The sequence below is a fragment of the Cellvibrio sp. UBA7671 genome, from assembly GCA_002483145.1.
GTDB classification, from domain to species: Bacteria; Pseudomonadota; Gammaproteobacteria; order Pseudomonadales; family Cellvibrionaceae; genus Cellvibrio; species Cellvibrio fibrivorans.
Genome location: DLHJ01000014.1, coordinates 186,974 through 209,036, shown reverse-complemented (window position 1 = coordinate 209,036; position 22,063 = coordinate 186,974). Strand labels below are relative to the sequence as shown.

At 46.3% G+C, this 22,063-nt stretch carries 16 protein-coding genes and 1 tRNA gene; 12 read left to right on the top strand and 5 right to left on the bottom strand.

What is annotated here, in order from left to right:
* Window positions 1-52 precede the first annotated feature (52 nt).
* Entirely contained in the window at window positions 53-2,053 is a 2,001-nt protein-coding gene (locus tag B4E62_RS12640; RefSeq protein ID WP_331352304.1) for a transglycosylase SLT domain-containing protein, read from the bottom strand.
* Window positions 2,054-2,271: 218 nt separating this feature from the next.
* Between B4E62_RS12640 and B4E62_RS12635 the strand changes: the two genes are divergently transcribed.
* Window positions 2,272-4,197 carry an ATP-binding cassette domain-containing protein gene (locus B4E62_RS12635; protein WP_331352303.1) on the top strand — a complete coding sequence of 642 codons (1,926 nt, stop codon included), beginning with the start codon at window positions 2,272-2,274 and terminating at the stop codon, window positions 4,195-4,197.
* Window positions 4,198-4,226: 29 nt separating this feature from the next.
* Here B4E62_RS12635 and B4E62_RS12630 read toward each other — a convergent pair whose 3' ends face one another.
* Window positions 4,227-4,685 (bottom strand): universal stress protein, encoded by a 459-nt coding sequence (locus tag B4E62_RS12630; protein WP_331352302.1) that lies wholly within the window; start codon window positions 4,683-4,685, stop codon window positions 4,227-4,229.
* A gap of 75 nt (window positions 4,686-4,760) precedes the next feature.
* On the opposite strand from B4E62_RS12630, the gene B4E62_RS12625 reads away from it, so the two are divergent.
* Entirely contained in the window at window positions 4,761-5,264 is a 504-nt protein-coding gene (locus tag B4E62_RS12625; RefSeq protein ID WP_310070901.1) for a hypothetical protein, read from the top strand.
* On the opposite strand, the gene B4E62_RS12620 is transcribed toward B4E62_RS12625, so the two are convergent.
* The gene (locus tag B4E62_RS12620; RefSeq protein ID WP_331352301.1) at window positions 5,265-5,966 is read right to left on the bottom strand and encodes a hypothetical protein; all 702 of its coding nucleotides are present in this window, start codon (window positions 5,964-5,966) and stop codon (window positions 5,265-5,267) included. It lies immediately after the preceding gene.
* 335 nt (window positions 5,967-6,301) lie between these two features.
* Between B4E62_RS12620 and topA the strand changes: the two genes are divergently transcribed.
* From topA to B4E62_RS12575, 9 genes are all read left to right on the top strand, one after another.
* Complete coding sequence (topA, locus tag B4E62_RS12615; protein WP_331352300.1) at window positions 6,302-8,923, top strand: type I DNA topoisomerase; 2,622 nt, start codon at window positions 6,302-6,304, stop codon at window positions 8,921-8,923.
* A 63-nt stretch (window positions 8,924-8,986) separates the two neighbouring features.
* Entirely contained in the window at window positions 8,987-9,508 is a 522-nt protein-coding gene (locus tag B4E62_RS12610) for a DUF6586 family protein (RefSeq protein ID WP_331352299.1), read from the top strand.
* A 148-nt stretch (window positions 9,509-9,656) separates the two neighbouring features.
* Window positions 9,657-9,741: transfer RNA gene (locus tag B4E62_RS12605), tRNA-Leu, on the top strand.
* A 74-nt stretch (window positions 9,742-9,815) separates the two neighbouring features.
* A complete protein-coding gene (tig, locus tag B4E62_RS12600; protein ID WP_331352298.1) occupies window positions 9,816-11,129 on the top strand; it encodes a trigger factor in 1,314 nt (437 codons plus the stop codon).
* A 176-nt stretch (window positions 11,130-11,305) separates the two neighbouring features.
* The gene (gene clpP / locus B4E62_RS12595) at window positions 11,306-11,944 is read left to right on the top strand and encodes an ATP-dependent Clp endopeptidase proteolytic subunit ClpP (protein WP_331352297.1); all 639 of its coding nucleotides are present in this window, start codon (window positions 11,306-11,308) and stop codon (window positions 11,942-11,944) included.
* Between the two features lie 137 nt (window positions 11,945-12,081).
* Window positions 12,082-13,380 carry an ATP-dependent Clp protease ATP-binding subunit ClpX gene (gene clpX / locus B4E62_RS12590; RefSeq protein WP_310070915.1) on the top strand — a complete coding sequence of 433 codons (1,299 nt, stop codon included), beginning with the start codon at window positions 12,082-12,084 and terminating at the stop codon, window positions 13,378-13,380.
* A 159-nt stretch (window positions 13,381-13,539) separates the two neighbouring features.
* On the top strand, window positions 13,540-15,960 hold the full coding sequence (gene lon, locus B4E62_RS12585) for an endopeptidase La (RefSeq protein ID WP_331352296.1): 2,421 nt from the start codon (window positions 13,540-13,542) through the stop codon (window positions 15,958-15,960).
* A 215-nt stretch (window positions 15,961-16,175) separates the two neighbouring features.
* Entirely contained in the window at window positions 16,176-16,448 is a 273-nt protein-coding gene (locus B4E62_RS12580; RefSeq protein ID WP_039914522.1) for an HU family DNA-binding protein, read from the top strand.
* A gap of 196 nt (window positions 16,449-16,644) precedes the next feature.
* A complete protein-coding gene (locus B4E62_RS12575; RefSeq protein WP_310070926.1) occupies window positions 16,645-18,513 on the top strand; it encodes a SurA N-terminal domain-containing protein in 1,869 nt (622 codons plus the stop codon).
* Window positions 18,514-18,575: 62 nt separating this feature from the next.
* Here B4E62_RS12575 and B4E62_RS12570 read toward each other — a convergent pair whose 3' ends face one another.
* Window positions 18,576-19,490, bottom strand: a complete 915-nt coding sequence (locus B4E62_RS12570; protein WP_310070929.1) for a diguanylate cyclase — start codon at window positions 19,488-19,490, stop codon at window positions 18,576-18,578.
* 65 nt (window positions 19,491-19,555) lie between these two features.
* Window positions 19,556-20,173, bottom strand: coding sequence for a histidine kinase (locus tag B4E62_RS12565; protein WP_310070931.1), 618 nt, complete (start codon window positions 20,171-20,173; stop codon window positions 19,556-19,558).
* A gap of 341 nt (window positions 20,174-20,514) precedes the next feature.
* Here B4E62_RS12565 and B4E62_RS12560 point away from each other — a divergent pair, with 341 nt between their 5' ends.
* Window positions 20,515-22,062 carry a peptide ABC transporter substrate-binding protein gene (locus tag B4E62_RS12560; RefSeq protein WP_331352295.1) on the top strand — a complete coding sequence of 516 codons (1,548 nt, stop codon included), beginning with the start codon at window positions 20,515-20,517 and terminating at the stop codon, window positions 22,060-22,062.
* The last annotated feature ends 1 nt before the right edge of the window (window position 22,063 follow it).

The window sequence follows — 22,063 nt, the reverse complement described above, 5'->3', positions numbered from 1 at the left end:
CCGCACCGAGAAATTCAGGAGCGGCTTTTTATTATCACACTTATCAGCGGGGTCACAATTGGCGACTTGCTTCCGCCGGCGTTACAAAATTAGTTTCTTGTCCTAAACGATAGGCGTAAATAACCGAAAACGATAATATGTTTTGGACATAACCACGAGTTTCTTTGTAAGGAATGGTTTCGATCCAGACATCGTAAGGTAGTTGTGCGCCTTTATCTTTATTTAGCCATTTTTTCACCCGGGTTGGCCCCGCATTATAGGCGGCGGCAGCGAGTATCCGGTTGCCATCAAATACACCTAGCAAGTGATCCAAATATCGGCTGCCCAGTGCGATATTTTTTTCCGGCGTCACCAAATCTTGCAGCGTAAAACTCAAACCATTTTTTTGTGCTGTTTGTTTGGCGGTTGCTGGCAATAGTTGCATTAACCCAACGGCGCCAGCGGTTGATTTTGCATCATGTACAAACGCACTTTCCTGGCGGGTTACCGCAAAAATAAAAAGTGGGTTTACAGAAGTTTGTTTCGCTGCTTTTGCTACATGCTCCTTGTATACGATGGGGAAGCGCACCTGTAAATCATCCCAATATTGCGCATCTGCCATCACCTGAATGCCGTTGCGATACCAGCCCAGTTTTTCAGCCAACCGCCCAGCAATCACCATTTTTTCCAAGGGCATGCGGCGCGTAGTGTGGAAAAATTCGCGGTTGGCTGCGCCCAACTCACCGCGTGCAAAAAATTCGCGTGCGCGCAAAATTCCCTGAGCATTTTCTACTTCCGCAATTTGCTCATTGGTGAATGTCATCGGACGATCTAACAAATGATAATTCACCCCGGTTTTATCTGCCGCTAAAAATCCATAGAAGCTTCTGGCTGGTGCTACGCTACTATAAATACTGGCAGGGGTTTCGCCGTTGATTTCTTTTATTTCTAACTCTTCCATTGTGCGGGCTTGCCAGTAGCGCCAGCGCTCGGTTTTGCGCGCATCTTCCGGCAAACGTGCAAGCCATTCGTTAACACGCTCCCAATCCTGCTTGCGCAAAGATTCGCGCAGCAACCATTCAAGCAAATCTACCCGCGTTAAATTAGGCGTGGACGCCACTAATTTTTCAGCTTCAACTTCATGGTCCTGATAAAGTAAACGCAGCGCTATGTGATATTTGAGATTAACGCGATCATTGTCATCAAATAATTGCTGCGCATCATACGTGTGCCAAAGTGCGAGTGCTTCTTTGGCGTTGGTGCGTGCTAATTTTTCCAAGCCATGCAAGATGACGGTCTTCATTTTTGGTGATTGTTTGGAAAATTTTCCTGTTTGTTTTAACAAGCGAGGGTTGGCATCGACTTGTTGCAACAAGGCTGCCATAGGGCGATCAACCGCCGGCAACAGATTTGTCAAATAGCTGGTTAACCCTTTGTCGGCTGCAATTACTGCCTTGAGGTGGCGCTCCCAAATTAAGTCGGGAGTCATCAGCCCAGCTTTTTTCCATTCTGCAAACACCGGGTCGCAGGCTTTGGATTGTGCTTGCTCGATGTTCCAACGCGGCGCCACATCATTAAGTGCTGTTTTATCGCCAGTTGCTAGACGCGCGCGCAAATGTAGGCACGCCAGCTCCGGATCGGTGAGACGGTTGTCGTAGTATTTCAGATAATCGCTCCAGCGCTCGCGCTGTGCCAGAGTGCGCAACCAACGATGCGTTAATCGCTCGGACAGGAAAGAGTCGGGGTAACGTGCAAAAAAAGTATCAACATCCTGCTTGGGTAAATTGATCAAGCGCGGAGTGAGCTCCTGATATTCAAGGTAGGGTAGCAGCGGATAATGCTGCAGCTGTTTAAGCAAACTGCGATATTCCGTCATGCTTTTTGCATTCAGAGCTTTTTGTGCCTGCGTGTATTTTTGCCGTTCGATTTGTCGTGGGTCTGGTTTTGCGGGCGCTGTTTTGGCGGTTGTTTTGGTTGCCGACGCCGTTGTGGCTTGGGCGCCAGTCACAGCTGTACTGCCAACGAATACGCTGGCACTCAACGCTACCGGCCAAAGTATTTTTGAAAACCTCATGGATACCTCAAATTATTATCAAACCCGGGCGGGTTGGTTATGCCTTTCTGGTGGGATATGATGCGGCACTTTTTGCGCCTGCTGGGCGGGCGTCGTGATAATGTCGCCAGTCATATGAACCACTTTAGCCGTTAGCTAAATCTCATTTGAGAATAACAGCCCATTGGTGCTTCTGCCAGTATCATTTTCGTTGAAAAACTACCTGAATTATTCCTTCTATGTCTTTGATTAAAATTGAAAAAGCTGGGCTCAGTTATGGCCTGCAAGTACTCCTCGATGGTGTTGAACTCAGTATTGAGCGCGGTCAGCGCCTGTGTTTGATTGGACGCAACGGCACGGGTAAATCCAGTTTACTCAAAGTGCTCGACGGCGAAGTTGATCTGGATAAGGGTGAGGTCATCCGCCAGACCGGAATCCGCATCGCCCGACTGGAGCAAGACTTACCAGAAGCAGATGACCGGTTAGTGTTTGATGCAGTTGCTGCAGGTGCAAAAGGGGTAGGAGAGCTGCTGGCAGAATATCGTTTGCTCTCCCATGCGCATGACATCAGTGATAGCCAATTGGCGCGAATGGCAGATTTGCAGCATCAAATTGAAGCCAATGACGGTTGGGCATTGCAGCAGAAAGTGGATGAAATTATCTCCCGCCTCGATTTGCCGGCCGAGCGTTACATGCGCGAACTTTCCGGTGGATGGCGCCGCCGCGTGGCGCTTGCCCGCGCACTGGTTATCGAACCCGATGTGCTTTTGCTCGATGAGCCAACCAACCACTTGGATATTGCTGCGATCGAGTGGCTGGAAAAACAATTGCTCAATTACAACGGTGCTTTGGTGTTTATCACACATGACCGTTCATTGTTGCAGGCATTGGCGACGCATATTGCCGAGTTGGATCGCGGTCATCTGCGCTATTGGGAAGGTGATTACTCCAGCTTTTTGGTGTATCGAGAGCAGGCCCTTGCCGATGAAGCTCGTCACAATGAATTATTTGATAAGCGTCTCGCGCAGGAAGAAGTCTGGATTCGCCAAGGCATTAAAGCCCGTCGCACCCGCAATGAAGGTCGCGTGCGCGCCTTGAAGGCTTTGCGCGAAACCCGCTCGCAGCGCCGTGAAGTTGTCGGCAAAGCCAATTTTACACTGGCATCCGGAGGTGACTCGGGCAAGTTGGTTGCCGATTTGGTGGATGTTTCCTATTCATGGGGCGATAAAAAAATCGTCAACCAATTTTCGACGCGCATTATGCGCGGTGATCGTATTGGTTTAGTCGGCGCCAATGGCGCAGGAAAAAGCACACTGCTGAAATTAATTCTCGGTGAATTACAACCGCAATCGGGCAGCGTGAAACTGGGTACCAATTTGGAAGTTGCGTATTTCGATCAGCTGCGCGATCAACTGGATCTCAACAAAAATGCGGTCGATAACATCGCGGGTGGACGCGAATTTATAGATATCGACGGAAAATCAAAACATATTTTTTCTTACCTGAGCGATTTTTTATTTAGCGGTGAACGTGCGCGTACACCGCTACGCGCGTTGTCGGGCGGTGAGCGCAACCGCGTATTGCTCGCCAAATTATTCAGTAAGTCCGCGAACTTATTGGTGTTGGATGAGCCGACCAATGACCTGGATGTAGAAACACTTGAGCTGCTGGAAGATATCCTCACTGAATATACTGGCACACTGTTACTGGTCAGCCATGACCGGGCATTTTTGAATAACATCGTATCCAGTGTTATCGCCTTTGAAGGGCGCGGCAATGTACTTGAATACGTCGGGGGCTACGACGATTGGATCCGTCAGGGCGGTAAATGGACCCAGGCAGATGAGCTACCAGCGGCGATTGCTAATGCACCGGTTGCTGAATTAAAAAAAGCGGAGGTGGTGGAAACTGTCAGTGCTAAAGCCCCAGCCAAACTAAAAAAACTCAGTTACAAATTTCAAAAAGAATTTGATGAGCTGCCCCAAAAAATTGAATTAATTGAAAAGCAATTAAATGAGTTGCAGTCCATCACAACTGCCAGTGACTTCTACAGCCAAGCCGCTGCAGTAGTAGAGGAAAAGTTACAGGAACTGGCTAAAGTGCAACAACAACTCGACGATTGTTTCGAGCGCTGGGCGGAATTGGAAGATATGCAGCAGGAATAGTAGGAGTTTTAAATCGCTACCGGTGAAGCCTAGGCCTCACCGGTTTGTTTTTTTACCAGCACAGCTAGCACATCGCAGGTCGCCCCATGCAAGACACTGTTGGGTGTGGAGCCGAGTAGTAGCGCAAAACCTTTCCGGCCATGACTGCCCACGACTATTAAATCAGCCGATTCCTGCTCGGCGAGATAATGCAGTTCGGCGGCGGGCTGGCCAACCAAAACATGTTGCTGCAAGATGGGGTAGGTGGTTGATTTCGCCAGCAACGCCAAATCAGCTTCTGCTTTCTGCACCTGCTGTTCTTGCACCCCGGTTAAATCCACCGGCATGTCGCCGCCATAAGCAAACGCAATTGGCTCTAGCACATGGGCGAGCGTGAGCTTGGCATTACAGGCTTGGGCTATCGCAGCAGCGCGGCGAATCACGGGCGGGCAATCCTCAGAGAGATCCACGCCAACAATAATATGTTTGTAATTGATAGCTTCTGTCATGATTCCCATCCTCGGCAAAAGTGAATATCGCTAGATTAAGAGTAGTTGCTCTCACATAAAGTTTTAAGGATTTCGATGAATATCTGGTTTTTTATTATTTTGATTCTGGCCTTTGCAATCGTCATAGGCCCAATTTCAATGCTCAGGCCAAGCCCTGCCCAGCAGCGTAAAGAGCAATTACGCTTACATGCCAGCAAGCAGGGTGTGCGCTTTAGTATGCGGCGGCTGCCGGTATTGAAAACTGACATGGATCAACCGGCGACTGCACCAGTCTATTATTTACCACCAACACCCAACGCGCGGGAAGTGCCAGAGTGGATACTGATGCGCACCAAATACGTCCACGACGGAAATTTTTATCAGGAGTGGGATTGGCAAACAGATGTTCGCCCAAGTGATGCAACTTGCAGCTTGCTTAAAGCTTATCTGCCGCAATTACCCGCATCAGTGCTGGCTATTAGTTGCAGCAATCTTGGGGTCAGTGTGTTTTGGATGGAGAAAGAAGGTGTTGAGATACTGGATTTACTGATCGAAATACTAACCAAATTGCATAAAGTTGATAACCCTATGATCAATTAATCAGACCGCCGAAGCTGATTCGCGCAAATTGCGACTGAGCCCGATGCGGTCTCCATCAACCATTTCACTCAACTCTTTGATCATTTGTATCCGGCGTGGGTCTTGATGCATTGACTCTATTAGCAGTTGTTGCGCCTTGCGATAAAACGCCAATCCAGAAAAGCGGTCGCTTATAGCCATGGATTTATCGCCTTGGCCAATGTAGGACATCACTGACACCATTAAATAAGCCCAACGCAACTCCGCTAAATAGGCATCCAATTCGATTTCGTTGATAGTGCCAGGTGCGGCAAGTTGCGTGACCAGGTGCATGGTTTCGTTCAGATGCAGCTGGGTTTTGGCAATTTGTGCATCGCTTTCCCGCTGATAACTAATATTGTGTCGGTTTTTGGGGTTGAGTAATTCTTCAGAATACTGTTCGCTCTTCTGGATGGCCGCCTCCAGGTGCTCACGATTTTTATCCTCCAGTGCCAACATTTGATGTTGTATTGCGATAATCATGTCATTGATATGTTTGGTGATGGTTCGGTTGGGCAGTGTCTGCTCGAGGCAATTTACGATTTCGGTCAACTCTTCAACTTGGATGCGTAAACGACGCTGCTCCAATCGACGCTGACGCTGACGCTGCTGTATGCCATGGAGCGCACTCACCGCAAAAAGTGTTATCAGCATCAAAAAAACAAGAATCACAATCAAGGTCATGCGGGAATCTACTGGGGCAAGGGACGTTGGGTTTCGGGTTTTTATCTGATTCTTGTCCCTAAGTATTTAGCAAACGGAAAACTGTTAAATAACATATACATATGAGCATTTTTTAAAGTGCAAATCTCTCTCCTTTACTACTAACTTTTGCATATCTACTGAGGCTCCACTATAAGTCATGCAGGAAATTATAGCTTGACCCCTTGGGATTCAAGACTTATATATGCGCACCTTCACTGTTAGTTTAACCCGTCTTAGGGGCATTGTTGTAATAGTTTGGCGCATATTTCAACCCCTTATACAGCCTTCTTTTTATAGAGATATTTCTGACCACCATGGGTAAATCCTTAGTTATCGTTGAGTCGCCTGCCAAGGCGAAAACCATTAATAAATACCTGGGGAGCGATTTTGTCGTTAAATCCAGTATTGGTCATATTCGTGATTTGCCTACCAGCGGCGGTGCCAAGCCTGTGGATGCCAAAGAGCGCGCCAAACAAGCAGCGGCGACACGCAAAATGTCGGCTGAAGAAAAAGCTATTTATCAAGCCAAAAAAAGTAAAAGCCAACTGATCAACCGCATGGGTATTGACCCGGAAAATGGTTGGGAGGCGCAATACGAGATTCTCCCGGGCAAAGAAAAAGTGGTCGATGAGCTGAAGAAGCTTGCCGAGAAGGCCGATATGGTCTATCTCGCAACCGACTTGGATAGAGAAGGGGAGGCTATTGCCTGGCATTTGCGCGAGGCTATTGGCGGAGACGAATCACGTTATCGTCGAGTCGTGTTTAACGAAATCACCAAAACAGCAATCCAAAACGCGTTCAAAACTCCTGGCCCTATTGATCAAAACCGTGTTGACGCCCAGCAGGCGCGACGTTTTCTGGATCGTGTTGTGGGTTATATGGTTTCCCCCTTATTGTGGGAAAAAGTTGCACGAGGACTATCGGCCGGGCGCGTACAGTCAGTTGCAGTGCGTTTAGTAGTTGAGCGCGAGCGCGAAATCCGCGCCTTCATACCCGAGGAGTATTGGACACTCTTTGCCGATTTGCAGGCCGATAAAAGCCAAATCGCTAGCTTCGAAGTGAAAAAGCAAGGCGATGAGGCATTTAAACCAATCAACGAAACCCAGGCGATGACCGCCGTCAAAGCCTTGCAAGGCGCGGCTTATAAAGTCATCAGCCGCGAGGACAAGCCAACCCAATCGAAACCTTCAGCTCCTTTCATTACGTCTACTCTGCAGCAAGCGGCAAGTACCCGCTTAGGCTTTGGGGTAAAGAAAACTATGATGATGGCGCAGCGTTTGTATGAAGCTGGCTACATCACCTACATGCGTACTGACTCTACCAACCTGAGTAAAGAAGCGGTTGAAGCCTGCCGCGACTATATTCTGGAAAATTTCGGTAAGCGTTATCTGCCAGAGTCACCCACCATTTACTCAAGCAAAGACGGTGCACAGGAAGCGCATGAAGCAATTCGCCCATCCAACGTTGGCGCATTGCCCAATCAATTGAGTGGAATGGAGCGCGATGCAGAACGTCTTTATGGTTTGATCTGGCAGCAGTTTGTCGCCTGCCAAATGACACCCGCGGAATATACAAGCACTAGCGTGGTGGTTGCGGCTGGAGACTATGAGCTGCGCACCCGCGGCCGGGTAATCCGTTTTGATGGCTACACCAAAGTCAGCCCACAAGTTGCGAAAAAAGACGAAGATGTAGTTTTGCCTGATATGAAAGTCGGCCAGGTGCTGCCATTGGTGAAGCTCAATCCACAGCAACATTTCACCAAACCTGCAGCGCGCTATACCGAAGCCAGCTTGGTAAAAGAACTGGAAAAACGCGCTATCGGCCGCCCATCAACTTACGCTTCTATTATTTCCACTATTCAGGAGCGCGGTTATGTCCGTCAGGAGAATCGCCGTTTTTATGCTGAGAAAATGGGTGACATAGTCACTGAGCGCCTGGTTGAAAGCTTTGACGATCTTATGGATTATGGTTTTACAGCCAGCATGGAAGAGTCCTTGGATGTGGTAGCACAGGGTGGTAAAAACTGGCGCTCGCTATTAGATGACTTTTATGCAGGCTTCAGCAAAAAACTGACTCTGGCCTCCAGTAGCGCCAAAGGGATGCGCGCGAATGATCCTACTGATACTGATATCGCCTGTAGCTTATGCGGTCGACATATGCAGATCCGCACTGGTAGCACGGGCGTATTTTTGGGTTGCTCCGGTTACGCACTGCCGCCTAAAGAACGCTGCAAAAACACCATGAACCTGGTTTCCGGCGATGAAGTCATCGATGCGGATGCGGATGAAGAGGCTGAATCACGGCAGTTGCGCGCCAAGCATCGCTGCAAAATATGCAACTCGGCAATGGATTCCTACTTGCTCGATGAGAGCCGCAAGTTGCATATCTGCGGCAACAATCCCGATTGCGCTGGTTACGAGGTAGAGCAAGGCAGTTATCGTTTGAAAGGCTACGAGGGCCCGACGATCGAATGCGATAAATGCAGCAGCGAAATGCAGCTTAAAACCGGTCGTTTTGGCAAGTACTTTGGCTGCACCAATAGCGAATGTAAAAACACCCGCAAACTGCTCAAAAGTGGCGAGGCTGCACCGCCAAAAGTCGATCCAATTGTGATGCAGGAGCTGCGTTGTGAAAAAGTGGACGACCACTATGTACTGCGCGATGGCGCAGCAGGTTTGTTCCTTGCTGCAAGCCAGTTCCCAAAAAATCGCGAAACGCGTGCCCCCTTGGTTGAAGAGTTGTTACCCTACAAAGATCAAATAGATCCGAAATACCACTTTTTATTGTCTGCACCAGTAAAAGATCCTGAAGGCAATAAAGCGATTATTCGTTTTAGTCGCAAAACCAAAGAGCAGTACGTCCAAACTGAAATCAATGGCAAGGCGACTGGTTGGAAAGCGTTTTATGAAGGCGGCAAGTGGAAGGTACAAAAGTAAGGTTTTGCAGAAGCCATCCATTTGGATGGCTAATGTCCCCTCAAAAAGTCCAGTCAGTTAATTATGTCTATTAGTCATCTATCGCTGGTTAACCAAAAGCTGGCCTATGCCAGTGCTATTATCAGGCTGTTAAATGAATACCCAGCTCGCCAACCGCTTGAGCACCAAGCGCTTGTTGATGCGGCGGTATTTCATTTGGCAATGGGACTGCATTTTTATTTGCGTGAGCTGGCTGAGCATCATCGAATCAAAGATTTATCGGCAATTGATTCGGTGCAGGATTTGGTCGCAGCTTTGCAGCAGTCTGATAGTACTTCGTCAGAGTCATCCGAATTGCTATCGCTTACCGAAACAAACGAAACCTGGTTGAACCAGTTAACTGGTTATTATGCGCAGCTTTCCAAATCCCCCTGGAAACCCAAAGCGAAGAAGGCATTTGGACAGGAAAATCTGATTGAGTTGGTGGAATTGAATGAAGCGGATGAAGCACCCCTGTTAAAGTTGACGCCTGAGCTCCTGGCTTCATGGCTGGAGAGTTTCCGCGCCTTGGTTCTTCGTCAGCGAGACACAAGCGCCGAGTATTGATAAAAAGTTGAACCCGCAGAATGACTGTGGCACAATCAGCACCCTTCGCGTACTGGGGCTTTTGATTTTTATAAAAAACATTAAAAATCAACAGGTTAGAGCGCGATAAAACTAAGTCAGTGCCTTCGCAGAGTTGAAGGCGACCCAAGCGGACGTGGTGAAATTGGTAGACACACCAGGTTTAGGTTCTGGCGCCGCAAGGTGTGAGAGTTCGAGTCTCTCCGTCCGCACCAAATTCCCCCGGTATCCTGTGTTTCAGGGTACCTGATCAACTGCTACACACTTTCAGTTATTTCACGAGGCATATATGCAGGTTTCACTCGAAACGACTTCTGGATTGGAGCGCCGCTTGACAGTTGGCGTACCCGCAGAGCAAGTAGAAAACGAAGTTGAAAATCGCTTGAAGCAAGCGGCGCGCAACGTAAGCATCAAAGGCTTCCGCAAGGGCAAGGTGCCTATGTCTGTTGTAAAACAGCGCTTTGGTGCCGGTATTCGTCAAGAAGTTGTTGGCGATGTCATTAGCCGTTCTTTCTATGCCGCGGTACAAAAAGAAAATGTTAAGCCAGCAGGTCAACCATCTATCCAGCCCAAACAATTGGCTGCAGGAAAAGATCTTGAATATATTGCCACCTTCGAAGTGTATCCAAGTGTCGCATTGAGCGATCTTTCTGTATTTGAACTTACAAGTTTCAAAGCAGAAGTGACTGAAGCTGATGTTGACAACATGATCGAAGTATTGCGCAAGCATCAAGCCACTTGGTCTGTAGTAGAGCGCGCGGCTGCTGACGGCGACCAGGTTAATATCAACTTTGTTGGCACCAAAGATGGTGTCGAATTTGCCGGTGGCAAAGCAGACAACCACAACTTGGTACTTGGCTCCAAATCAATGATCCCCGGTTTTGAAGAGGGTATTGCTGGGTTAAAAGCCGGTGAGCAAAAAGTGATTTCAGTAATCTTCCCTGAAGACTATCAAGCAGAGGAACTGAAAGGCGCCGCGGCTCAGTTCTCAATCACTGTGAACAGTGTTTCAGAAGCTCAACTACCAGAGCTGAAGAAAGAATTTTTCCAGAAGTTTGGCGTTGAAAAAGGCGGAGAAAAACAATTCCGCAAAGAAGTAAAAGCCAATATGGATCGCGAGTTAGCCAATGCGTTAAAAGCCAAGGTTAAAGTTCAGGTTATGGATGCGCTTATCGCATCGCACACCACTGAAGTACCTAAAGCATTGGTTGCGAATGAAATTCAGGTTTTACGCAATCAGATGCTGCAGCGTTTTGGTGGCCAGCAACAAAACTTCGATGCTAAATCCTTGCTGCCTGACACCATGTTCCAGGACGAGGCTTCTCGTCGCGTAACCTTGGGACTGATCGTTGGAGAGATCGTAAAATCCGCCAAGCTCAAGCCTGACCCAAAGCGCGTGAAAGCGATGATTGAAGAAATCGCCTCCACCTACCAAGAGCCTAAAGAGGTTGTTGAGTACTACAGCAGCAATCAGGAACTGATGGCTGGCGTGGAATCTGCCGTGCTGGAAGATCAAGTAGTTGACCACATTTTGTCGCAAGCCAAGGTTTCTGAAGTGGAAACCAGCTATGACGAAATCATCAAGGCCAACGCACAACGCTAATCGTTTAAAAAAGCCGCAAAACGCCTGTTTTGCGGCTCTCCCTTCTTCGAATACCTCCCAATTTACCTCATTTGACTGGCATATAATCCCATCACGGGTTAAGCTCTCTAGTGTCAAAAAACCTTAGTTTTCAATATTGGCGACGCTATTAGCCCGCTTAAGGACAAAAACGCACGATGTCATACGAACACATGAACTCCCAGTTATCTCTTATTAATAGCGGCCTTGTTCCGATTGTTATTGAGCAAACGGCAAGAGGTGAACGATCATTTGATATATATTCCCGCTTGCTCAAAGAGCGCGTGATATTCTTGGTTGGTCCTGTTGAGGACTACATGGCAAATTTGGTAGTGGCCCAGCTTTTATTTCTTGAGGCTGAAAATCCAGACAAAGATATTCATCTTTATATCAATTCACCTGGCGGCTCAGTTACTGCGGGTATGTCAATTTATGACACCATGCAGTTCATTAAGCCTGATGTAAGCACTATGTGTATCGGTCAAGCTTGCAGCATGGGAGCTTTTCTGCTGAATGCTGGCACTAAAGGTAAGCGGTTTTGCCTGCCAAATTCCCGCGTGATGATTCACCAGCCAAGTGGTGGAGCACAGGGACAGGCATCAGATATACATATTCAGGCACAAGAAATATTGAAAATTCGCGCACGGTTGAATGAGCTAATGGCATATCACTCAGGGCAGTCGATAGAGCGGATTGAAATTGATACGGAGCGCGATAATTTTATGTCGGCTCAACAGGCAAAAGACTACGGGTTGATCGATACTGTTATCGATAAGCGTACTCAGCCAGCCAAATAATGTTTGTTTGTCAGAATAAAACCAAGCTCGGATCAGCCATCGCAATGCGAGTGGATCCTACAAAATAATGTCCGCCCGCTTGAAATTTGTTTTTTTAACCTGACAATTGTTATAGAAATTTAGATGGAGTGGGTTAAATGACCGATCACACCAGTGACGCAGGTGATAAAAACGGAAAGTTGCTGTATTGCTCTTTCTGCGGTAAAAGTCAGCATGAAGTCCGCAAACTGATTGCCGGGCCATCGGTTTTTATCTGCGATGAATGTGTTGACCTTTGCAACGATATTATCCGCGAAGAAATTCAGGAAAGCGCTTCCGAAGGTAGCTCAGAAAAACTTCCCAAGCCGCACGAGATTTCCGCCATTCTCGATCAGTATGTTATTGGCCAAAAACGCGCCAAAAAAGTACTGGCGGTTGCTGTTTATAACCATTACAAGCGCCTTCGTTTCGGCGATAAAGGTGGTAAGGAAAAAGAGCCGATTGAGCTGGGCAAAAGTAACATATTACTAGTTGGGCCAACAGGTAGCGGTAAGACTTTGTTGGCTGAAACCCTGGCGCGCCTGCTTGATGTTCCTTTCACCATTGCCGACGCAACTACGCTTACAGAAGCAGGATACGTGGGTGAGGATGTTGAAAATATCATCCAGAAGCTGCTGCAGAAATGCGATTACGATGTAGAAAAAGCCCAGCAGGGTATTGTTTACATTGATGAAATAGACAAAATTTCCCGCAAGTCTGACAACCCGTCAATCACCCGCGATGTTTCAGGGGAAGGTGTGCAGCAAGCACTCTTGAAGCTAATTGAGGGCACAGTTGCCTCCGTGCCTCCGCAAGGTGGTCGCAAGCATCCGCAACAAGAATTTTTGCAGGTCGACACCTCAAATATTTTGTTTATTTGCGGTGGAGCTTTTGCCGGACTGGATAAAGTCATTCGCGATCGCTCTGAAAAAGGCGGCATTGGTTTTGGCGCAGAAGTTAAAAGCAAGGACGAAAAGCGTAATTTTGGACAAACATTGCAAGATCTAGAGCCAGAAGATCTTGTTCGCTATGGGCTTATTCCCGAGTTTGTAGGTCGCCTGCCAGTCATTGCCACCCTGGATGAGCTTGATAAAGCCGCGTTAATCCAAATATTAACGGAGCCGCGTAATGCGCTCACCAAGCAATATGCAAGATTGTTCGAAATGGAAGGTGTACAAATCGATTTCCGTACAGATGCTTTGGATGCCGTCGCGGAGAGAGCACTTGAGCGCAAGACTGGCGCGCGAGGATTGAGATCAATAATGGAATCCGTGTTGCTGGACACCATGTACAAGATTCCATCTGAAGAGCACGTGGTTAAAGTCGTGGTGGATGAGTCTGTAATAAAAGGTGAGTCTGAGCCTTTGTTGGTTTATGAAAATACTGATAAACCTGCAAAAGCAGCTGCGGAAGATTAGACGACTAACGGCTAGCCTTTGGGCACAACGAACAAAAAGAGCGCACCTGTGCGCTCTTTTTGTTTTTTATGTTTCAATAACTTGTAATTCCCAGTTTTAGACCCCAATCTTGTTTTCATGGCAAGGTAGTTGTTGCCTTCTTGAAATAGAGAGGAACCAATGGTCGCTGAAACTCTGCATGAATCCCATATCACTGAAATCCCCTTGCTGCCCTTGCGCGATGTGGTTGTTTATCCGCATATGGTTACTCCGCTCTTTGTTGGCAGGGGCAAATCCATAGAAGCACTTGAACGTGCGATGGCCAGCGACAAGCAAGTCTTGCTGGTGGCGCAAAAAAATCCACAGCAGGATGAACCACAAGCTGAAGATCTATACAGCATAGGAACGATTGCTTCGATCCTTCAATTACTCAAATTACCTGATGGCACAGTAAAAGTGCTTATAGAAGGGCGCGAGCGAGCCAATATCGAGTCCATTGAGGAGGCTGGCGGTTTCTTCAAGGCAACTGTAGATGTTATTTCCAGTCCGCCGATAGAAGGCGCTGAAGCTCGTGCACTGGTTGCCTCAGCAATCGGTCAGTTTGAGCAGTATGTCAATCTCAGCAAAAAAGTACCTGTAGAGGTGATCACCTCGTTGTCAGGCATTGATGAGCCTGGCCGCTTAGCGGATACCATAGCTGCACACATGTCGCTCGACCTTCCCAAAAAACAATCCATTTTGGAAATGGCTGATATACATGCACGCATAGAGCATCTTCTAGACCTGATGGATGCTGAGGTGGATTTGTTTCATGTCGAGAAGAAAATTCGTGGTCGCGTTAAAAAGCAAATGGAGAAAAGCCAGCGCGAGTATTATTTGAATGAGCAAATAAAAGCTATTCAAAAAGAGCTAGGTGAATTAGGTGAAGAAGTTAGTGAAGCGGATGAACTGGAGAAGAAAATCATCGCAGCTGCAATGCCTAAAGAAGCCGAGGAAAAGGCACGCACAGAATTAAACAAATTAAAAATGATGTCACCGATGTCTGCGGAAGCTTCCGTACTGCGCGCCTACATCGACTGGATGATTAAAGTACCTTGGAGTAAGAGAAGTAAAGTTCGCCATGACCTTATACGCGCTGAAGAAGTGCTCAACAAAGATCATTTCGGACTTGAGGAAGTAAAAGAGCGCATTCTCGAATATCTCGCGGTACAACAGCGCGTCAAAAAAGTAAAAGGCCCCATTTTGTGTTTGGTTGGTCCGCCTGGTGTAGGTAAAACGTCCCTGGGTGAGTCGATTGCGCGTGCCACTAATCGTGAGTTTGTACGCATGGCCTTGGGGGGTGTACGCGATGAAGCTGAAATTCGCGGGCACAGAAGAACTTACATAGGCTCATTACCCGGGAAGCTTATTCAGAAGATGGCCAAAGTGGGTGTGCGAAATCCGCTCTTTTTGTTGGATGAAATTGACAAAATGGGCATGGATAATCGCGGCGATCCAGCATCTGCATTACTGGAAGTTTTGGATCCGGAACAAAACAGCCATTTCAGCGATCACTATCTCGAAGTCGATTATGATTTGTCGGATGTGATGTTCGTTTGCACATCCAATTCAATGAACATTCCTGGCCCACTATTGGACCGTATGGAGGTTATTCGCATCCCAGGTTATACCGAGGATGAAAAATTAAATATCGCATTGCGCTACTTAATTCCAAAACAAATGAAGGCAAACGGTCTTAAAGATACTGAAATTAATATTGGTTCCGATGCGATTCGCGACATCATCCGTTACTACACCCGTGAAGCAGGTGTTAGAGGATTGGAGCGAGAAGTTGCAAAAATTTGCCGCAAAGTTGTAACTTGCCATGTCAAAGGCAATAGAACCAGCGCTGATTTAATAGACTCGGAGTCTTTAGAGAATTTGTTGGGTGTGCGCAAATTTGATTTTGGCAAAGCAGAAAGTAAGGATCAAATAGGGCAGGTGACTGGGCTTGCGTGGACCCAAGTGGGCGGGGAGTTGCTGACGATTGAAGCAACAGCTGTTGTTGGTAAAGGGCGCATCATAAAAACCGGTTCACTGGGTGATGTAATGCAGGAATCTATCCAGGCAGCTTTAACTGTTGTTCGTTCGCGCAGCCAGGCACTGGGCATCGCTCCCGATCATCACGAAAAAGTGGATATCCATATTCATGTTCCTGAAGGTGCAACACCAAAAGATGGCCCTAGCGCGGGTATAGCTATGTGCACAGCCTTAGTGTCAGTACAAACAGGAATACCGGTACGGGCAGATGTTGCTATGACTGGCGAGATCACTTTGCGCGGAGAGGTTTTGCGTATTGGTGGGTTGAAAGAAAAACTGCTTGCCGCGCACAGGGGAGGAATTAAAACGGTTATCATTCCAGCGGAAAATGAGCGAGACTTAAAAGAGATTCCAGATAATATCAAAGCAGACCTTTCCATCAAACCAGTGAAGTGGATTGATGAGGTCTTGGCCATTGCATTGCAATCCAGCCCCAAGCCCTTGAGTGATGAGGAATATAGAGCGCTGGAGAAGGCCGCACAAAAGACCACGGAGAGCGATAATCGTCTGAGCACTCACTGAACAAGCGCTGCTGTGACCTGATTCAAGATCTGGCAGGAACTGCTTGTTTTCTGATCAGATTCAAAGGGGTTTTGTGTAAAGCTGTAAGCTTTCCTTGACCCCCAGAAGCTCTGTTGGTATAAATCGCAATTCATTTGCTGCACGGGTAACGCAGATTAATAGCGACATTAATTTGCACTGTGTTTTTAGAAACAAATAATCAAAAGGGGTTAAGTGTGAACAAAACTGAACTGATTGAAGCCATTGCCGCGTCTGCGGATATTCCTAAAGCTGCTGCCGGACGTGCCTTGGATGCAGTCGTTGAAAGTATCACTGGTGCCCTCAAAAATGGTGACTCTGTGGTTCTGGTGGGTTTTGGTACTTTTGCAGTGAAAGAGAGAGCTGCACGTACCGGTCGCAATCCTCAGACTGGTGCAGAAATCAAGATTGCTGCTGCCAAAGTTCCTGGGTTTAAACCGGGGAAAGCATTGAAAGATGCTGTCAACTAATAAGTGCTTTTTTCAGATACAAATCTGAAATGTTAAAGCATAAAAAGGCGCATCTAGGTGCGCTTTTTTTTTAGTAAAATGCGAATTAAAAAACAAGGCCAAGTGCCTATTCAAACATCGAATAATTAAGTATTTAGTTGTCTATGTAGTCTCAGTTTATCTGCGCAAGGCACCTTCATCCTGCTAGGAGTTTAAAATGTTACAAAACCTCAGAGACAATTCCAGAGGTGTTATCTCTTTTATCTTGATTGGGTTTTTGGTGATCATTTTTGCCCTTACGGGTGTTGAGGCATTATTCAATTGGGATACATCTGCCAATCAGGCCGCCAAAGTAAATGGCGAGCAAGTCACTGAAATGGATGTGGCCAGAGCTATTGGTATGCAGAAGCAGCAAATGCTGAATACCTATGGTGACCAAATACCTGCAGAATTTCTCACAGATGAGTATTTGCGTAAGCCTGTAATTGATAATTTGGTCCAGCGAATGGTGTTGTCGCAAGCTGCAGTAAAATCAGGCATGGCAGTGGGCAATACTTATCTCAGTGAGCAAATCGCTACTGCGCCCCAATTTAAAAATGAAGCCGGAGCGTTTGATAACAATCGCTATCAACAAGTGTTGCGAAACATGGGATATACCCATAGCACTTACGCTAAAATTTTATCTGATGAAATTGTTATTAATCAGTTGCAAGCGGGTGTCAGCGCAACAGCTTTTGCAACCCCCTCGCAACTGGATGATGTAGTTGCGCTTAGCTTTCAATCACGCGATCTCGGATACGTTATATTGCCCGCGGCAAAAGTGCGTGAAACAATTCAGGTTGAAACAGCAGAGATCCAAAGCTATTACGATGCAAATCAACAAATGTTCACTAGTGAAGAGCAAGTTGCGGTCGATTACATAAGCCTCAATGTAGCGGATCTGATGAAAAACATCAGCGTTACAGAAGAGCAAGTACGCAAACAATTTGAACAAAACCAAGCTTCTTTTGTTGCTGCACCAGAGCGCCAGGCAGCCCACATTCTTGTAGAGGGTGATAATCAGGATAAGATTAAAACTATCGCTGACAAACTTGCTGCCGGTGATGACTTCGCTGCATTAGCTAAAGAATTTTCTGACGATTTAGGTAGTAAGGAGCAGGGCGGGGATTTGGGTTTCACTAAAGGCGATGCCTTCCCTGCAGAATTTGAATCAGCACTTGCCACATTAAAAGTAGGAGAGGTTTCTTCTGCGGTTAAAACTGATGCTGGTACACACTTCATCAAACTTTTAGCAGAAAAAGGTTCCGAACCACCTTCATTCGAAGAACAAAAGGCAAGCATTGAAGATGAATTAAAACGTGCGGAAGCTGAGAACTTGTTCGTTGTTCAATTAGAAAAATTACGTGAAGAATCTTACAACGCAGAAAGCTTGCAAGAGGTGGCTCAAGCACTAAATCTTAAAGCTGAGAACTCTGGCCTGTTTGAGCGCAGCAAAGGTAAAGATTTAATGGCCAATCCCAAAGTGGTTGCAGCTGCTTTTTCTACTGAAGTTTTGCAGGAAGGTAATAGTAGTGATGTGATTGAAATCGATTCAAGCAATGTGGTTGTATTGAAAAAAACCGATTACAAACCTAGCCAGGTTAAACCACTTGCCAGTGTTCAAGAACAAATCACTAATACCCTGAAAGATCAGAAAGCCAAGACACTGCTTGATGAGCAAGCTACCAGGTTGATTGCCGACTTAAAATCGGGTGGTAGTTTTTCTGAATTAAGCAAGGCCGCAGGTGTTGAGTTTAAACAGGTAAAAGCTGCTACACGTAGCAGTGCTGACATTGATTCAGATGTCCTGCGCCATGCATTTACTATGACTAAACCATCTTCAAGCTCGCCCACATTTGACAAGGTAATGACTGCTGCTGGTGATTTGGCGGTAGTTGCCTTAGAAGCTGTTACGCCAGGTAGTTATGAGAAAGTAACCCCAGAACAAAAAACAGCAATTACTGCTCAATTGGGTAGTATTTACGGGAAGAATGATTTCTCGAGCTATCAAAAATTCCTGAAAGATGCAGCTGATATAGTTCAATAATCTTTACTGTAATAATAAAAAAGGCTCCTGCGGGAGCCTTTTTTATTTCATCAGTCAGGGGGCTACGAAAGCATAGTACAGCGATTTCTGCCACCCTCTTTAGACTTGTAAAGCGCTTGATCTGCCTTTTCAATCCAGTTGCGGTGATCGTGAATTTTATCGGTTAACTCTGCCACGCCCAAACTGACAGTGAATTTTATTTCGTGACCCTCAGTGTAGATTGTTAGCTGCTCAATAGCGGAGCGCAGCCGCTCAGCAAAGACACAGGCACCATCACCATTGGTATTGGTAAGGACAATCCCGAACTCTTCGCCACCGTAACGGCCGGCAATGTCCAAATCCCGTACCTGTTCTTTAATTGCGCGACTTACCCCTCTGATTGCTTCATCGCCTATAGTATGGCCATATTTATCATTAATCTTCTTGAAGTGATCTATGTCGAGCATAATCAGGCTGGATGCCTGCTCATAGCGATCATAGCGTTTAAATTCCTGTATTAGACGAAGCTCCCAGTAACCGCGATTAAAAAGTCCGGTCAAGTGATCGGTGCGGCTTAGGTTTTGCAATTGTTTGTTGGCTTGTTGCTGCGCAATTTTATTAACTGCCGAATCTGTAACATCATAAATTACCAAACAGATGTGACCCACCTCGCCTTTGGTATCAACCAAGGGGATGATGGTACTGTTTTGGTACATGTATTCAGCAGTGCCAGTGATAGGGCGATAATGAGGGAAGCGAAATAAATAGGGGCGTTGCTCCCAAGTAGTAAACGCGGTGTTTTGTAAAACAAAAACAGACTGTGATTTATGCCTAAACCATTGTTCCGACAGTTCAGGGAAAACGGTAAATATACTTCTATTAAGTACATCTTCCGGCGCCTTGCCACTGTGGTTTTGCATAAAACTATTCCAGACTTCAATCGTGTAGTCCGGGCTCATTACTACAAGGCCAACATCAATATTTTGGAGGATATCCATTTGCCAGTGGACATCCTTGAAAATTTTACTGAGATCTTCGCTAATTGCCATCGTTATGGTTCAACCTAATCGAGTAGGTAGTTAAGTTTTTCAGTCAGACCGAAAATAGAGTGTTCTGCTACAACCAATAATAAATCACAATTAATTTTATGGTTCTCAATAGAGTAGTTGATCTCAACGACTAACGCCTGCTTCCACTTCATATTATTGTTTTGTAGCAAGTCAGTAATATTGCAGTGCTGTCCCAACAACATAGGTGGGCCAAAACTAAAGTGAGTATCCAACTGCTCCGCCAATCCTCGCAAGCATGCACCATTTAATACATTGGCGGTGTCCATTAGTAGCTCATACTGCGCCTGCTCATCTGTAACGCGATCATATTTCAGCAGCTTGGCAAGATCATCAAAGTCAGTTTCGTGAAATATCAGCATGGCCTCACCGGCAATGCCACCTCCTATGAAACCTTGGCACACACCGTGCACTATGTCATTGCGACTTTCCCGGTTGAGCGACTGTAACGCCATGGCAATATCGGTAGGGTTGAGGACACTAACGTGTGGGATGGATAACACCACAAAAACGTCTAGCAGGCGAGCCAGATGGGAGCCGGCTTGCCCCATGGCAACATTGGTGATTTCCTGAAGGCAATCGCGCTGATCTTCGGTGAGCAAATAATCTCGCATAGTTCAGATCTTGTTATGGTCAGTCCGAGGTGCATTTAACTGAAGCTTAGCAGCAATCTATAAATTTGTAGGGAAACATGTTGCGATGTGAGGCAGTTATTACCCAAGGGCCTGCCTCAACATGCAAGTAAACCGCTAAAAAAAGCCTAAGTTATTGTTAATAATGATTTTTATATAGCTATGTTTGGTATTTAAAGTGTACTACCATTCGGAAAAAGGCACTGATAGACCTCATGCTGGCGGAGAGAAAATTAATGACCATAACTATGGCAACAAGAACTTTGGTGTTGGCAATACTGATGTTAGGGCTGTGGGCCTGCGAGCGCAAAACCTTGGTGGATGTGGGGACTGAGCAGCAAATACTGTATTTTGGGAATGGTACGGATGTCACGGGTGTAGACCCTCACGGAACCAATGGTATGCCAGAAGGACGCATTATTGCGGCGCTGTTCGAGGGGTTGGTCGGCAAAGACCCACGCACTCTTGAAGTTGTGCCTGCTGTTTCAGATCGCTGGGAAGTTTCAGCGGATCACATGACCTACGTATTTCATATCAGGGAAACTGCACGATGGTCTAATGGCGATCCTGTAACTGCCCATGATTTTGTGAATGGATGGTTGCGCGGATTGATGCCTGCACTGGGTAACGAGACGGTTACGTCGCTATTTGTCTTCAAAAATGCTGAAAAATACTACCGTAAAGAAATTACCGACCTCTCCCTCGTTGGTTTTAAAGCACTGGACGATCGGTATTTAAAAATAGAACTGGAAAACCCCACACCTTATTTCCTACAGTTGCTCGATTATCTAGCGTTATTTCCACTGCATACTGCCAGTATGAAACAATTTGGCGAACTTGATGACCCAACAAACCCTTGGTCAAAGCCGGGAAATTTCGTCGGCAATGGTGCCTTCACTTTAAAAGATTGGATTCCTGGCCGTTCCTTGGTTGTTAAGAAAAACCCTTACTATTGGGATAGCGAAAATGTTCGCCTTAATGAAATTCATTTCATGCCTATAGACCAGTTATTGGTTGAAGAGCGAATGTTTAAAGCGCGTCATTTACATCGGACTGAATGGATGCCTTACGCAAAAATTCCGGTCTACCGTGCGAACAAGGACCCCGAATACAATCATTATCCCTATTTGGCGACCTACTTTTATGGTTTCAATGTAACAAAACCACCTTTTGATGATGTGCGTATACGTCAAGCCCTGGCTTTTGCTATAGATAGGAAAACATTGGTGGATAGTGTGACTAACGGTGTACAAAGCGCAACCGGCGCACTAACGCCACCCGATACATTAGGCTACACATCAAGGAGCCAGATTGTATTCAATGTAGAAAAAGCACGGCAATTACTTGCGGAAGCAGGCTATCCCGATGGTAAAAATTTCCCCAGTGTTGAGTTGACCTACAACAGCTCCGAAGACCACCGAAAAATTGCCGAGGCAATACAACAAATGTGGAAAAATCACCTGAATATTAACATCAAGCTTAGGAATCAGGAGTGGAAGGTATATCTGCATGAAATTAAAAATTTGCATCACAACGTAGCCCGTATGGCTTGGGTCGGCGATTATGTAGATCCCAACACATTTTTAGAAATTTTTACTAGCGATAGTGGTGACAATAAAACGGGTTGGAAAAATAAAAAGTATGATGAGCTCATAAAAAAAGCAGCGACCATTGCGGACAAACAAGAGCGATATGAAGTTTTTCAACAAGCTGAAGCCTTGTTGCTGGAGGAGGCACCTTTAATTCCACTTTACAACTACACCACCAACAATCTTATCTCCACACAACTAAAAGGCTATCATCAAAATATTCTGGATTATTACTCCTACAAAAAACTGTATCTTGAATCCAGTACACCCCAACCAGAGTAAT

Coding starts and splice junctions, on each gene's coding strand:
- B4E62_RS12640 (WP_331352304.1), bottom strand. CDS start 2,053: ATGAGGTTTTCAAAAATACTTTGGCCGGTAGCGTTGAGTGCCAGCGTA.
- B4E62_RS12635 (WP_331352303.1), top strand. CDS start 2,272: ATGTCTTTGATTAAAATTGAAAAAGCTGGGCTCAGTTATGGCCTGCAA.
- lon (WP_331352296.1), top strand. CDS start 13,540: ATGGTCGCTGAAACTCTGCATGAATCCCATATCACTGAAATCCCCTTG.
- B4E62_RS12575 (WP_310070926.1), top strand. CDS start 16,645: ATGTTACAAAACCTCAGAGACAATTCCAGAGGTGTTATCTCTTTTATC.
- B4E62_RS12620 (WP_331352301.1), bottom strand. CDS start 5,966: ATGACCTTGATTGTGATTCTTGTTTTTTTGATGCTGATAACACTTTTT.
- tig (WP_331352298.1), top strand. CDS start 9,816: ATGCAGGTTTCACTCGAAACGACTTCTGGATTGGAGCGCCGCTTGACA.
- B4E62_RS12610 (WP_331352299.1), top strand. CDS start 8,987: ATGTCTATTAGTCATCTATCGCTGGTTAACCAAAAGCTGGCCTATGCC.
- B4E62_RS12630 (WP_331352302.1), bottom strand. CDS start 4,685: ATGACAGAAGCTATCAATTACAAACATATTATTGTTGGCGTGGATCTC.
- B4E62_RS12565 (WP_310070931.1), bottom strand. CDS start 20,173: ATGCGAGATTATTTGCTCACCGAAGATCAGCGCGATTGCCTTCAGGAA.
- clpX (WP_310070915.1), top strand. CDS start 12,082: ATGACCGATCACACCAGTGACGCAGGTGATAAAAACGGAAAGTTGCTG.
- clpP (WP_331352297.1), top strand. CDS start 11,306: ATGTCATACGAACACATGAACTCCCAGTTATCTCTTATTAATAGCGGC.
- topA (WP_331352300.1), top strand. CDS start 6,302: ATGGGTAAATCCTTAGTTATCGTTGAGTCGCCTGCCAAGGCGAAAACC.
- B4E62_RS12625 (WP_310070901.1), top strand. CDS start 4,761: ATGAATATCTGGTTTTTTATTATTTTGATTCTGGCCTTTGCAATCGTC.
- B4E62_RS12570 (WP_310070929.1), bottom strand. CDS start 19,490: ATGGATATCCTCCAAAATATTGATGTTGGCCTTGTAGTAATGAGCCCG.